This window comes from Micromonospora sp. LOL_024, from assembly GCF_048060415.1.
Classification (GTDB): Bacteria; Actinomycetota; Actinomycetes; order Mycobacteriales; family Micromonosporaceae; genus Micromonospora.
Genome location: NZ_JBHMIS010000004.1, coordinates 155,848 through 168,719 on the forward strand (window position 1 = coordinate 155,848; position 12,872 = coordinate 168,719).

Annotated in this window: 12 protein-coding genes; 6 read left to right on the top strand and 6 right to left on the bottom strand. The window is 72.0% G+C overall.

Annotated features, from left to right (window positions below; genetic code table 11):
- The first annotated feature begins 7 nt into the window (after positions 1–7).
- The gene (locus ACFHWY_RS07875; protein ID WP_416579442.1) at positions 8–1,270 is read left to right on the top strand and encodes a PucR family transcriptional regulator; all 1,263 of its coding nucleotides are present in this window, start codon (positions 8–10) and stop codon (positions 1,268–1,270) included.
- 47 nt (positions 1,271–1,317) lie between these two features.
- Here the strand turns inward: ACFHWY_RS07875 and ACFHWY_RS07880 are convergent, their stop codons facing one another.
- Positions 1,318–1,530, bottom strand: a complete 213-nt coding sequence (locus ACFHWY_RS07880) for a hypothetical protein (RefSeq protein WP_416579443.1) — start codon at positions 1,528–1,530, stop codon at positions 1,318–1,320.
- Positions 1,531–1,827: 297 nt separating this feature from the next.
- Here ACFHWY_RS07880 and ACFHWY_RS07885 point away from each other — a divergent pair, with 297 nt between their 5' ends.
- Both ACFHWY_RS07885 and ACFHWY_RS07890 read left to right on the top strand, forming a co-directional pair.
- Positions 1,828–3,276 (top strand): PepSY-associated TM helix domain-containing protein, encoded by a 1,449-nt coding sequence (locus ACFHWY_RS07885; RefSeq protein ID WP_416579444.1) that lies wholly within the window; start codon positions 1,828–1,830, stop codon positions 3,274–3,276.
- A 241-nt stretch (positions 3,277–3,517) separates the two neighbouring features.
- Positions 3,518–5,383 carry an adenylyl cyclase gene (locus ACFHWY_RS07890; protein WP_416579445.1) on the top strand — a complete coding sequence of 622 codons (1,866 nt, stop codon included), beginning with the start codon at positions 3,518–3,520 and terminating at the stop codon, positions 5,381–5,383.
- A gap of 69 nt (positions 5,384–5,452) precedes the next feature.
- On the opposite strand, the gene ACFHWY_RS07895 is transcribed toward ACFHWY_RS07890, so the two are convergent.
- Genes ACFHWY_RS07895 through ACFHWY_RS07910 form a run of 4 tightly spaced genes read right to left on the bottom strand, consistent with a single transcriptional unit; the run spans position 5,453 to position 7,763 of the window.
- On the bottom strand, positions 5,453–5,953 hold the full coding sequence (locus ACFHWY_RS07895) for a GNAT family N-acetyltransferase (protein WP_416579446.1): 501 nt from the start codon (positions 5,951–5,953) through the stop codon (positions 5,453–5,455).
- A complete protein-coding gene (locus tag ACFHWY_RS07900) occupies positions 5,950–6,414 on the bottom strand; it encodes a MaoC family dehydratase (protein WP_416579447.1) in 465 nt (154 codons plus the stop codon). Before ACFHWY_RS07900 ends, ACFHWY_RS07895 begins: the two co-directional genes overlap by 4 nt.
- Positions 6,411–7,583 (bottom strand): acyl-CoA dehydrogenase family protein, encoded by a 1,173-nt coding sequence (locus ACFHWY_RS07905; protein WP_416579448.1) that lies wholly within the window; start codon positions 7,581–7,583, stop codon positions 6,411–6,413. The genes ACFHWY_RS07900 and ACFHWY_RS07905 overlap by 4 nt, the downstream gene beginning before the upstream one ends.
- A gap of 30 nt (positions 7,584–7,613) precedes the next feature.
- Entirely contained in the window at positions 7,614–7,763 is a 150-nt protein-coding gene (locus ACFHWY_RS07910) for an acyl-CoA dehydrogenase family protein (protein WP_416579449.1), read from the bottom strand.
- 285 nt (positions 7,764–8,048) lie between these two features.
- Between ACFHWY_RS07910 and ACFHWY_RS07915 the strand changes: the two genes are divergently transcribed.
- From ACFHWY_RS07915 to ACFHWY_RS07925, 3 genes are read left to right on the top strand one after another with little or no spacing between them, the layout of a single operon-like run.
- A complete protein-coding gene (locus ACFHWY_RS07915; RefSeq protein WP_416579450.1) occupies positions 8,049–8,714 on the top strand; it encodes a TetR/AcrR family transcriptional regulator in 666 nt (221 codons plus the stop codon).
- A gap of 41 nt (positions 8,715–8,755) precedes the next feature.
- On the top strand, positions 8,756–10,174 hold the full coding sequence (locus ACFHWY_RS07920) for an aldehyde dehydrogenase family protein (RefSeq protein WP_416579451.1): 1,419 nt from the start codon (positions 8,756–8,758) through the stop codon (positions 10,172–10,174).
- Positions 10,171–11,247, top strand: coding sequence for a zinc-binding dehydrogenase (locus ACFHWY_RS07925; RefSeq protein WP_416579452.1), 1,077 nt, complete (start codon positions 10,171–10,173; stop codon positions 11,245–11,247). Before ACFHWY_RS07920 ends, ACFHWY_RS07925 begins: the two co-directional genes overlap by 4 nt.
- 81 nt (positions 11,248–11,328) lie before the next feature.
- Here ACFHWY_RS07925 and ACFHWY_RS07930 read toward each other — a convergent pair whose 3' ends face one another.
- Positions 11,329–12,852 carry an MFS transporter gene (locus tag ACFHWY_RS07930; RefSeq protein WP_416579453.1) on the bottom strand — a complete coding sequence of 508 codons (1,524 nt, stop codon included), beginning with the start codon at positions 12,850–12,852 and terminating at the stop codon, positions 11,329–11,331.
- Positions 12,853–12,872 lie beyond the last annotated feature (20 nt).

The window sequence follows — 12,872 nt, forward strand, 5'->3', positions numbered from 1 at the left end:
AACAACCGTGGCGGAACCCTCGGGCACCACCAATCGGGCCGCCCGCATCGAGCTGGACGAGCGGGTGGCCCACGAACTGCGCGACCTGCTGCCACTGGTCGCCGGACGCACCGTCACCGCGATCACGGCCGAGGTGCCCAGCTACTCCGGCACCCTGACCGGCCAGATGCGGGACAAGATAGAAAACGCCGTACAGATCGCCCTCGGCACCTTCCTCCAACTGGTCGAGCAGTCCCGGACGGCCGACCGGACCCAGGCCAGCGACCCCAGCACCCCGCTGGTACCGGCGCTGGAGGCCGCGTACGCCCTCGGCAGCGGCGAGGCCCGCTCCGGCCGCAGCGTGGACGCGCTGCTGGCCGCGTACCGGGTCGGGGCCCGGGTCTCCTGGCGGGAGATGGCCGCCGCGACCGTGGCGATCGGGCTGCCGGCCGCCACGGTGGCCGAGTTCGCCGAGCTGATGTTCGCCTACATCGACGAGCTCTCCGCGGCCAGCGTGGCCGGGCACGCCGACGAGTTGGCCAGCGTGGGCCGGGCGCGGCGACGGAACCTGGAACGGCTCACCCAGCAGCTGCTCCTCGGCGAGCCGGAGGAGATCCTGCAACGCAGCGCGAAGCGGGCGGACTGGCCGGTGCCACAGACCCTCACCGTCGCGCTGCTGCCGCAGGCCAAGCTGCGTGGCGCGCTCGCGCTGCTGGACGAGCACACCTTGGAGAGCAGCGAGGAGATGCCGGCCGGCGAGCCCGGCGAGGAGACGGCGGTGCTGCTCGTACCGGACATGCACGGCGACCGGCGGCGGCAGCTCGCCCGGGTGCTGCAGGGGCGTCGTGCGGTGCTCGGTCCGGCCCGCCCCTGGTCCCGGGCCTGCTCGTCCTACCGGCGGGTGGTCCGGGTGGTCGCCCTGGGCATCGCCCGGCCCGCCGACGGTGAGCCGCTGGACACCGACCGGCACCTGTCCGAGCTGCTGCTCAGCGCGGACGTGGAGGCACTCGCTGATCTGCGCTACCGGGTCCTGCAGCCCCTCGCCGAACTGCCCGCGGCCACCGCCGAGCGGCTCACCGAGACGCTGCGCTCCTGGCTGCTGCACCAGGGCCGGCGCGACGACGTCGCCGCCGACCTGTTCGTACACCCGCAGACAGTGCGCTACCGGATGGGTCAGCTACGTCAGCTGTACGGCGAGCGACTCACCGATCCACGCAGCCTGCTCGACCTCACGGTCGCCCTGGCGCTACCGAACGGCATCGCACCGGCCGACCTCGCCCCGGCCGGCTGAGATCCGGCCCGTCGAAATCCGGCTCCGTCGCCGCCGGCCATCGCGGGTCACTCGGTGGCCGTCGGCCCCAGCAGGCGAATCTCCTCCGCGTCCCGGCTGGCCTGCAACTCGCGCAGCACGGTGTCGTCGATCTCCCGGCGATCACGCATCCGGGTGATCTCACGGCGCTTGTGTTCGAGCGCACCCAGGCGCAGCCGGCGCTCCTCGGCGAGTTCGAAGGCGGTCGGCGCCGCTCCCCCGGCGCGCAGGCGGGCGACCATCAGGGTGTCCCGGTGGGTCCGGGCGAGCCAGGCGGCGGCGTCGACGGCGGGCGTGCCGGAGAGACCGCGCAGCAGACCCTCAGACGGCCACCCTGCGGTCCGTGACCACCTCGCGGGCCTACGCCACCAACCTCGCGGAGAACTACGTCGGCCCGCAGTCGATTCCGGACGGTCGCGGGAACCGGCGGGGCAGCGCGCCCGACTAGGTGATCAGGTCGGCATCCGGGCGTCGGCGACGGCTGGCCCGAGGGCACGGGCCCGTTCACACCTACACCTGCTACCCGATCGGAAATGCGCATGTCTCTGACCGAGCTGTCCGGCGCGGCGGGGCCGGACCCCGCCGCCGACGCGGCACCAACCGACCGCGGACCGACTGACCGGCTACCGCGGCGCAGCACGCCGCTGGCGGCGCTGCTGGTCCGGCTGCACTTCTACGTCGGCGTACTGGTCGCCCCGTTCCTGGCGGTAGCGGCACTGACCGGCCTCGCCTACACCGTCACGCCGCAGTTGGACCAGGTTCTCTACGGCGACCAGCTGACCGTCGCCGTCGTCGGCGACCAGCCGAGACCGCTGGCCGAACAGATCGCCGCAGCCCGGGTCGCCCACCCGGACGGCAGCCTCGTGACTGTGGCGCCCGGTGCCGGTGACCGCACGTCGCAGGTGGTCTTCGCGCTGCCGGAGCTGGGCGAGAAGCAGCACACCGTCTACGTCGACCCGTACACCGCCGAGGTACAGGGGCAGCTGACCACCTGGTTCGGCTCCACTCCCACCACCACCTGGCTCGACGACCTGCACCGCAACCTGCACCTGGGCGACCTCGGGCGGCACTACTCGGAGATCGCCGCCAGCTGGTTGTGGGTCCTCGCGCTGGGTGGGTTGATCCTCTGGTGGCGTCGGCGCAGCAATGGCCGAGGGCGCGTGAGGCACCTGCTGGTGCCGGACCTCTCGGCCGGCAAGGGAGTGCGACGCACCCGTGGCTGGCACGCCACCACCGGGGTGTGGCTCGCCGTCGGCCTGCTCTTCCTCTCCGCGACCGGGCTGACCTGGTCCCGGTTCGCCGGGGAGAACTTCGGCACCGCCCTGACCGCGCTCGACGCACGTCGGCCCGCGGTGTCGACCAGCCTGACCGGCGCACCGACGGTCGGCGGTGGCGAGCACCAACACGGCGGTGCGGCACCGGTGGCGGCGGCCGATCCGGTGACCTTCGACCGGGTGCTCGCCGTCGCCCGGGATGCCGGCCTGTCCGGACCGGTCGAGATCGGCCCGGGCGAGCCCGGCACTGCCTGGACGGTCACCCAGACCGACAACACCTGGCCCATCGGGCGGGACCAGGTGGCGATCGACCCGGCCGCCCAGACGGTGACCGCCCGCAACGACTTCGCCGACTGGCCGCTGCTGGCGAAGCTGAGCAATCTCGGCGTCCAGGCCCACATGGGCCTGCTCTTCGGGGTGGTCAACCAGATCCTGCTGGCCGCGATCGCGATCGGGCTGCTCTGCGTCGTCTTCTGGGGCTACCGCATGTGGTGGCAGCGCCGCCCCACCCGCACCGACCGGCGGGCGCTCGTCGGGACGCCACCGGCCCGGGGCGGCGTACGCGGGCTGCCGTTGTGGGCGCTGCTGATCGGGGTACCGCTGGTGGTGGCCCTGGGTTGGGCCCTGCCGTGGCTCGGCGTGCCGCTGCTCGGCTTCCTCGTCGTCGACATCGTGCTGGGCCTTCTCGCTCGTCGGCGCGCCGCCGGTCGTTGATCTGCCGCCCGTCGCCGTCCGGGCCGCGCGGTCCGGACGGCGACGGGCGGCCCCCACGGTGCGACCGGTTCGGCCAGACACAAATGCGGCAGCCATGGCGCGCGGCGGCGTTACGGGGTAGAAATTGTCAACCCGTTCTGCACACCCTGACACAGGTCCCGCCGTTCGAGAGAGCGCTCTCATGCCCTCCCTCGTCCACCACGTCGTCGGCTCCGGACGGGCCGGCGGAAAGGACGTACGCATGCCGACCCCAGCACAACCGCGACGGCGACTCGGACGCGCACTGGCCCTCGGCCTCGTGCTGACCACCACCACCGTGGCCACGAACACCCCGGCCAGCGCAGGCCCACCCCGACCCGCCCCCGCCGACCTCGGGCCCCACGTCACGATCTTCGACCCGAGCATGCCGGTCAGCCAGATCCAGGCGACCCTCGACACGGCGCACGCCGCGCAGGTCGACGACGAGATGGGTAGCACCCGGCACGCCTACCTGTTCCGGCCGGGTCGCTACGGCACCGCCGAGCAGCCCCTGCAGATCAAGGTCGGCTACTACACCGAGATCTCCGGCCTCGGCGCCTCCCCCACCGACGTGGTCATCAACGGCAAGATCGAGACGTACAACCGCTGCCTCACCGAGGGCGGCGCCGGCAACTGCATCGCGCTCGTCAACTTCTGGCGCACGCTGAGCAACCTGTCGCTGTCGATCAACGCCGCCGGTCAGGACGACTGCCGCGCCTCGGCCAACTTCTGGGCGGTGTCCCAGGCGGTGTCGATGCGTCGACTGGACATCAGCGGCGGTGGGTTGTCGCTGATGGACTACTGCACCAACGGGCCGCAGTACGCCAGCGGCGGCTTCATCGCCGACTCCCGGTTGCCGGCCACCACCAACGGCTCCCAGCAACAGTGGCTGACCCGCAACAGTGAGGTCGAGAGCTGGTCCAACGCCGTGTGGAACCAGGTGTTCGCCGGGGTGGTCGGCGCACCCGACGACGCCGGCTTCCCCGACCCGCCGTACACCACGCTCGACACCACCACGCTGAGCCGGGAGAAGCCCTACCTGTTCGTCGACGGCAGAGGTAAGTACCAGGTTCGCGTGCCCGTCGCGCGCCGCGACACCCGCGGCATCACCTGGGGTACGCGGACGACGCCCGGCCGGACCATCCCGATCGGCGACTTCTTCGTCGCCACACCGTCGGACCCGGTGCGGCTCATCAACCGTGAACTCGCGCGTGGCAAGCACCTGCTGCTCACCCCGGGGATGTACGACGTGGCCCGCAGCATCGAGGTCCGCCGGCCCGACACGGTCGTGCTCGGCATCGGGCACGCCACCCTCACCGCGGTCAACGGCGCGGTGCCGCTCGACGTCGCAGGGGTGCCTGGCGTCGTGGTCGCCGGGGTCACCGTCGACGCGGGCCCCAAGGAGTCACCGGTGCTGCTGCGGGTCGGCCGCAAGCACGGCCGCAACCACAGCACGCCACACAACCCGATCACGCTCTCCGACGTGTACTTCCGGGTAGGTGGGCCGCACATCGGCAGGACGCACACCGCGCTGGAGGTCAACAGCGACCACGTCCTGATCGACCACACCTGGGTGTGGCGGGGCGACCACGGTGTCGAGGGCTTCACCGAAGGTGTCAACGGCGACACCGATCGGTGGCGGACCAACACCGGCCGCTACGGCGTGGTGATCAACGGCGACCACGTCACCGCCACCGGCCTGTTCGTCGAGCACTTCCAGCGGCACAACACGGTGTGGAACGGCGAGCACGGCACCACGATTCTCTACCAGAACGAGTTGCCCTACGACCCGCCGACGCAGGCCGACTGGCGCGACGGCAAGGTCAACGGCTGGGCCGGTTACAAGGTCGACGACCGGGTCCGCCACCACACCCTGCACGGCGGCGGCGTCTACGTGTTCAACCAGAACAACCCGTCGATCCGCACCGAGAACGGCTTCGAGGTGCCGGTGCGGCCCGGCGTCCGGCTGCACCACATCATGACGGTGAATCTCAGCGCCGGAGTCATCGACCACGTGGTCAACGGCGTCGGTGGGGCGGCCGACATGGACCGGGTAGGCACGCCCGTCTACATGACCCAGTACCCCTAAGGAAGGAGGGCCCCTTCTCAACGCCCGAGGTACATGAAGGGGCCCCCATTCAACAGGCGGCGCGCCCGGTCACATCACCAACGGGCTGCGTCGCTCCAGCAGGACGACGTCGCGCCAGCGGCCGTGATGGCGGGCCACCCGCTCCCGGGTGCCGATCACCCGGAAACCGGCCCGCCGATGCAGGGCGAGGCTGGCGGCGTTCTCGGCGAAGACGCCGGACTGGATGCTCCAGACGCCCGCCGCCTCGGTCGAGGAGATCAGCGCGTCGAGCAGCAGCCGGGCCACGCCACGCCCTCGGGCGGCCGGGTCGACGTAGACGGAGTGCTCCACCACCCCGGCGTAGACCGCCCGGGACGAGGTCGGCGACACGGCGATCCAGCCGAGCAGTGTCCCGTTCCCGTCCACCGCCACCATGCGGTGCGCCGGCAGCCGTCCGGCGTCGAAGTCCGCCCACGACGGCGCGACGGTCTCGAAGCTGGCGTCCCCGCCGTCCAGCCCGGCCTGGTAGATCGCCAGCACCCGGTCGGCGTCGTCGGCCCTCAGGGCACGCAGTGTCACCAGCGCCGTCATCGGGGTGGGCCGGCGTACAACCGGCTGATCGTCTCGGCGACGCAGACCGGCTTGTCGCCGGTGTCACTGTTCACGGTCACCGTAATCAGCAGCTGCGCGCCGCCCTCGATCGGCTCCACCCGGCCGACAGTGGCGGTCGCCCGCACCGAGCAGCCGACGCGCACCGGGGCCGGGAACCGGACACGGTCGAGGCCGTAGTTGACCCCCATCCGCACCCCGTCGACCCGGTAGAGCCGCCCGAGCAGGACCGGCAGCAGCGACAGCGTGAGGTAGCCGTGGGCGACGGTGCAGCCGTACGGCCCGGCGGCCGCCCGCGCGGGGTCGAGGTGGATCCACTGGTGGTCGTCGGTGGCGTCGGCGAACAGGTCGACCCGGCGCTGGTCGACCGGGTACCACGTTCCCGGGCCGAGGGTCTCGCCGACCGCGGCGGCCAGTTCGTCGATGCTGGTGAAGGTCCTCACGCCAGGTGCCCACCGATCTTGGTGTAGCCGCGCAGCAGGTCCCGCGCGATGATCAGCCGTTGCATCTCGTCGGTGCCCTCGAATATCCGGTAGAGGCGCACCTGCCGGTACCAGCGTTCGATCGGCAGTTCACGGGTGTAGCCCATGCCGCCGTGAATCTGGAGCACCCGGTCCACCACCCGGTTGACCATGCCGGCGCCGTGGAGCTTCGCCATCGAGGACGCGTGCCGCGGGTCCAGGCCCACATCCACCGTCCAGGCAGCCCGCAGAATCAGCCAGCGGGCCGCCTCCAGCTCGGTCTCCGAGTCGGCGATCATCCACTGGATGGCCTGGTTGGTGCCGATCTTCGCGCCGAAGGTCTCCCTGGTGGTGGCATGCTCGATCGCCATTCGCAGCGCGCGTTCGGCGATGCCGACGGCGTGCGACGGGATGGTGTAGCGACCCTTGCCGATCCACTGCATGCCGAGGGTGAAGCCCTGGCCGATCTCGCCGAGGATGTTGCGGTGCGGTACACGTACGTCGTCGAAGACCAGCGACGCCGGCCCGCCCTCGCCCATCGTGGGGATGAACTCCGACCGCCAGCCCATCGACCGGTCCACCAGGAACGCGGTTGCTCCGCCGTCGCGGGCCCCCCGCTGCGGGTCGGTGACCGCGATGACGATGGCGAAGTCCGCCTCGTTGCCGCCGGTGATGAAGGTCTTCTCGCCGTTGAGGATCCAGTCGTCGCCGTCGCGGCGAGCGCTGAGGCGGATGTTGGCCGCGTCCGAGCCGGCGCCCGGCTCGGTGATGGCGAAGCAGGAGATCCGCTCACCGGCGATCGTGGGCAGCAGAAACTCCTGTTGCTGCTCCTCGGTGGCGTGGAAGAGGATGTTGTCCGCCTCGCCGCCGAACCGGAACGGCACGTATGTGCGACCGATCTCCGTCCAGATCAGCGACTGGCCGACGGCGGGCAGGTCCATGCCGCCGTACTCCTGCGGCGTGGCCAGCCCCCAGAAGCCGAACGTGCGAGCCTTGAGCTGCAACTCGCGCAGCTCGGAGCGTTCCAGGCCGACCTGGTGGGCCCGTTCCCGCCGCAGCAGCTCCTGCTCCAGCGGCATGACCTCCCTGGCGATGAAGTCGCGGGCGGTGTCGCGGATGGCCCGCTCCTCGTCGGACAGCCCGAAGTCCATGTGCTCACCAGTTCCTTTCCGCGGGCGCGCTCAGCGCGCGCCACCGTTGACGTAGCGGGTCTGGCCGCTGACGTGGGACGCGTCGTCACCCACGCAGAGCCGGGGCAGCCATCGTCTCCGCTGCTCGGGGACGCCGTGGGCGGCGATCGACTTGGCGACCAGGCCGAGCGAGACCGACACGACGCCGCGTGCGCCGGGGTCGCGCCGGCCGAGTTCCTCCGAGACCAGGCATTACGCGAGGTGGTCGCCGCCGGTCCCAGTCGGCCGCGTGCGGCGTCACCTCGCGGTCGACGAGGTAGGCGGCGAGGCGACGGACCGCGGCCTGCTCGGCCGAGAAGTGAAGGTCCATGACCGCTAAACTAGCGCTGCAAGTTTTAGGCTGTCCAGACCTCCGGTGTGGCAAAGTTCCGGGGCGAGCCACCAACACCGAGACACCGACCGCGAGTCAGCCAGAGGAGGAAGCCGATGCCCCGGCCGCGACAGGCGCTGCTCAACCGGCAGCGGATCGTCGAGGCCGCCACCGCGTTGATCGACACCGAAGGGCTGGCGGGTTTCTCCACCCGCCGGCTCGCCGCCACGCTCGGGGTGCGCGGGCCTTCGCTGTACAACCACTTCGGCACCAAGGACGCCATCCTCGACGCGGTGGCCGACAGCATCACCAGCCAGGTCGACGTCTCCTACTTCGGAGAGGTCGACTGGCGCGAGGCGCTCCGACGATGGGGGCACTCCTACCGGGCGGCCCTCGCGGCGCACCCGAACATCGTGCCGCATCTCGCGCAGGGCCCCGGGCGGCGCCCCGCCGCGCTGGCCATGGCCGACGCCGTCTACGGCGGCCTGGTCCAGGCCGGCTGGCCACCGGCGCGGGCGACCCACATCGGCGCGATCATGCGCTACCTCGTGACGGGCTCGGCGCTGGGGTCGTTCGCCGGGGGCTTCGTCGAGGACCCGGGCCTCTACGCCGACCAGTACCCGCACCTGAGCCAGGCCCACCGCCTCGCCGAGCACCAGCAGCGCGTCGACGAGGGCGCGTTCACGCTGGGCCTGGAGGCGCTGATCGACGGGTTGTCCCGCACGTACGAACGCGCGATCGGCCCACTGCCGCCCCTCCCACAGACAGGTGAGGCGTACTAGAGTGCCAACTTGCACCGCTAGTTTTCCGAGGTGAGGGGCGTATGAAGTTCGCAAGGACCGACTTCTACCTCGACGGACGGTGGGTCGCCGCCGGCGGCGGATCGCCGTTGCAGGTGCACAACCCGACGACCGAGGAAATCGTCGCGACGGTGCCCGCCGGCACCGCCGAGGACGTCGACCGCGCGGTGGTGGCCGCCCGCACGGCCTTCGAGAGCTGGGCGGCGACCGACCCGGCCGACCGGGCCGCCCACCTCGACCGGCTGCACGCCGCGCTGACCGCCCGCGCCTACGACATCGCCCGCACCGTCGTGCTGGAGCTCGGCACCCCGCTCAAGGTCGCCACCCGCATCCAGACCGGCCTGCCGCTGGCCGTGCTGCGCAGCTACGTCGACCTGGCCGCCCGGCCGCCAGCGCCGCAGACCGTGGGCAACTCCCTGGTGGTACGCGAACCCGTCGGCGTCATCGGTGCGATCACCCCGTGGAACTACCCGCTGCACCAGGTGATGACCAAGGTCGCCGCCGCCCTCGCCGCCGGCTGCACCGTCGTGCTGAAACCCAGCGAGCTGACCCCGCTGACCGCGTACCTGCTCTTCGACGCCGTGCACGAGGCCGAACTACCGCCGGGTGTGGTCAACCTGATCACCGGCACCGGTCCGGTGGTCGGCGAGGCGATCGCCGGCCACCGGGACGTGGACCTGGTCTCGTTCACCGGGTCCACCGCCACCGGACGACGGATCGCGCACCTGGCCGCCGACCGCGTCGCCCGGGTCTCCCTCGAACTGGGCGGCAAGTCCGCCAACGTGATCCTCGACGACGCCGACCTGCCCACCGCGGTCAAGGTGGGCGTCGGCAACGCCTTCCTCAACTCCGGGCAGACCTGCACCGCGTGGACCAGGATGCTGGTGCACCGCGCCCGCTACGACGAGGCCCTCGACCTGGTCGCCAAGGCCACCGAAAGTTACCGGCTCGGCGATCCGCTCGACCCCGGCACCCGCCTCGGGCCACTGGTCTCCGCGTCCCAGCGGGACCGGGTACGCGAGCACATCGCCCGAGGGCTGGCCGACGGCGGCCGGCTGGTCGCCGGTGGGCCCGACGCACCGGTACCGCAGCAGGGCTGGTTCGTCGCCCCGACGGTGATCGCCGACGTCGACCCGGACAGCGCGCTGGCCCAGGAGGAGGTCTTCGGGCCGGTCCTCGCGGTCATCCCGGTGGACGACGACGACCATGCGGTGGCGGTGGCGAACAACTCCCGCTACGGTCTGGCCGGCGCGGTCTTCTCCGGCGACGAGGAACGGGCGCTGCGGGTCGCCCGGCGGCTGCGCACCGGCGCCGTCGACATCAACGGCGCACAGTTCAACCCGATGGCCCCGTTCGGCGGCTACAAGCAGTCCGGCCTCGGGCGCGAGTTGGGCCTGCACGGGCTGGAGGAGTTCTGCGAAGTGAAGGCGATTCAACGGTGAGGGGCCTGGTCGCCCGGGCCGCCGGAACGCCGCCCCGGGTCGAGCGGATCGGCCTGCCCGCCACCGGCACCGGGCAGGTCCGGGTACGCATCCGGGCCGCGGGCGTCTGCCACTCCGACCTGTCCATGGTGGACGGCACCCTGACCACGCCGTACCCGCTGCTGCTCGGCCACGAGGCCGCCGGTGTGGTCACCGAGGTCGGCGACGGCGTCGACCGGGTAGCCGCTGGCGACCACGTGGTGCTGAACTGGGCGCCCGCCTGCCGCAGCTGCTGGCACTGCACGCACGGCGAACCCTGGCTGTGCGTGGGCGGCGGCGCGCCCGCCGCCGCCCGTGGGCACACCGTGGACGGTGAGCCGCTGCACGTCACCCTCGGCCTCGGTGCCCTCGCCGAGCAGGTGACGGTGCCGCAGGAAGCCGTGGTGGCCGTACCGGCCGAACTGTCCTTCTCCGACGCGGCGCTGCTGGGCTGCGCCGTGCTCACCGGCGTCGGCGCGATCCGCCGTACCGCCGGGGTCCGTCCCGGCGACTCGGTCGCCGTCATCGGCATCGGCGGCGTCGGCCTGTCTGCGGTGGCCGCCGCCCGCGCCGCCGGTGCCAGCACCGTCATCGCCGTCGACGTCTCACCCGCCAAGGCCGACCTGGCCGCCGCCGCGGGCGCCACCGACTTCCTGCTCGCCGACGAGACCCTCAACCGGTCGGTACGCGCCCTCACCGGCAAACGCGGCGTCGACCACGCGATCGAGTGCGTCGGTCGGGCCGCCACCATCCGCACCGCCTGGCGGACCGCTCGGCGCGGCGGGCAGGTCATCGTGGTCGGCATGGGCGGCCGGGACGACATCGTCGGCCTGAGCGCCCTGGACATCTTCCACTCCGCACGCACGCTGCGCTCCTCGGTCTACGGCTCATCCGACCCGGACCGGGACGTGCCGGAGCTGGCCCGCGCGGTGCTGGACGGCACACTCGACCTCGGCTTCCTGGTCACCGACCGGGCCACCCTGGACGAGGCACCGGCGGCCCTGGACCGGATGGCCCGAGGCGAGGGGGCCCGCACGGTTATCCTGTTCGACTGAGCAGGTGGAGATCGCTCACGGGTGCCCGCACCGCCGCTGCACTTCCGCCGGTTGCCTGGTTGAACCGATGAAGCGGCGCGGTCAGTTGGCGGCGCCGCGTTCGGCGGCGTCGATGTTGGCGTCGGTGACCTGGAGCATGCCGAACAGCAGGGTGAACGCCAACAGACCCATGATCGCGAAGACCGCGCGGAGGCCGAACAACTCGGCCAGCAGACCGCCGGCGAGCGCGCCCACCGGCATGCTCCCCCAGGCCAGCAGGCGGTAGCTGCTGTTGACCCGGCCGAGCAGGCGGTCCGGGGTGATCCGCTGGCGCAGGGATATCGTGATCACGTTCCAGGCGGCGAGCAGGATCCCGCCGCCGAAGAAGACCGCGCCGATCACGAACGGGTTGGTGCTCAGCGCCGGTACGCCGACGACCGCCGCCATGGCGACCACGGACACGCCGAGCGCGCGGGCCCGGCCGAGCAGCTTCTCGATCCGCCCGGCGACGAGCGAGCCGAGCACGATGCCGGCGGCGACTGTGGTCAGCAGGAGGCCGTACCCGGGCCCGGTGAGCCCGATCGCCGAGTCCGGACCAACCGCGTAGAGCACCAGCACCGCGAAGATCGCGCTGGTGATGAGGTTGCTGCCGCCCACCATCGTCGCCAGCGTGCGCAGCAGCCGGTGGCGCCGCAGGAAGCGCAGCCCTTCGGTTATGTCGGCGCGCAGCGTTGTCGGTGCGTCCCGCTCGATCCGGAACCGGCCGCCGACCAGGAGCAACGCCGCGACCGCGAGCGCCCACAGCCCGGCCGGCCCGGTCAGTGCGAGTGCCGCGCTCCCGGCCACCAGGAAGCCGGCAAGCGGCGGGCCGACGAACTGGTTCGCGGCCAACTCGACGGCGTGCAGCTGCCCGTTGGCGCGGGGCAGCATCTCGCGCGGCACCACCTGCGGCAGGATCGACTGGGCCGAGGTGTCGTAGAGGGTCTCGGCGACGCCGGCACCGAACGCCACCAGGTAGAGCAGCCAGATCGAGCCGGCGTCGAGCGCCACGGCCACCGCCGTCGCACCGAACAGCCCTACCCGCAGGGTGTTCGCGGCGAGCATCACGCGACGTCGGTCGAGCCGGTCGACGAGCGCCCCGGCCGGCAGCGCGAACAGCAGCCACGGCAGGCTGAACGCCGCCGCCACCCCGGCGACCAGCACCGGGGAGGTGGTGAGCCCGACGGCCACCAGCGGCAGCGCGATCTTGACGATCCCGTCGGCGAGGTTCGACACCGCCGACGCCGACCAGAGCCGCCAGAACCTGCCACCCAGCCCGCCCGGCTCGGGGCGGGAGTCCGCCCCCGGATCCGTACGCAATGGTTCCTCGACCCCCGTCACCGGGTCAAGGATGGCAGAAAGCCCCTCGCGGGCCAAGAACGCGTCGGAGAGGCTCTCACTCAGAGCAATTGTGCGCCCGCCAACCTGGCGCTGGGCGTACGCCAGCAGGGCGCTGCGGCCCGTGCCGGGTTCGCCGTGCAGCAGCAGCGCTCCCCCGGCCAGCCCATCGAGCAGTTCCCGGATCTCGCGGCACTCGTGCTCCCGCCCGCGCAGCACGGCTATCTGCACTCTCCATGCATAAACCATGTATCGAGTCTCGCCCATGG

What these genes read in the sequence shown, in the direction of transcription:
- ACFHWY_RS07930 (WP_416579453.1), bottom strand. Translation starts at nt 12,852, where the DNA reads ATGGTTTATGCATGGAGAGTGCAGATAGCCGTGCTGCGCGGGCGGGAG.
- ACFHWY_RS07880 (WP_416579443.1), bottom strand. Translation starts at nt 1,530, where the DNA reads ATGGTCGCCCGCCTGCGCGCCGGGGGAGCGGCGCCGACCGCCTTCGAA.
- ACFHWY_RS07920 (WP_416579451.1), top strand. Translation starts at nt 8,756, where the DNA reads ATGAAGTTCGCAAGGACCGACTTCTACCTCGACGGACGGTGGGTCGCC.
- ACFHWY_RS07915 (WP_416579450.1), top strand. Translation starts at nt 8,049, where the DNA reads ATGCCCCGGCCGCGACAGGCGCTGCTCAACCGGCAGCGGATCGTCGAG.
- ACFHWY_RS07885 (WP_416579444.1), top strand. Translation starts at nt 1,828, where the DNA reads ATGTCTCTGACCGAGCTGTCCGGCGCGGCGGGGCCGGACCCCGCCGCC.
- ACFHWY_RS07905 (WP_416579448.1), bottom strand. Translation starts at nt 7,583, where the DNA reads ATGGACTTCGGGCTGTCCGACGAGGAGCGGGCCATCCGCGACACCGCC.
- ACFHWY_RS07895 (WP_416579446.1), bottom strand. Translation starts at nt 5,953, where the DNA reads ATGACGGCGCTGGTGACACTGCGTGCCCTGAGGGCCGACGACGCCGAC.
- ACFHWY_RS07890 (WP_416579445.1), top strand. Translation starts at nt 3,518, where the DNA reads ATGCCGACCCCAGCACAACCGCGACGGCGACTCGGACGCGCACTGGCC.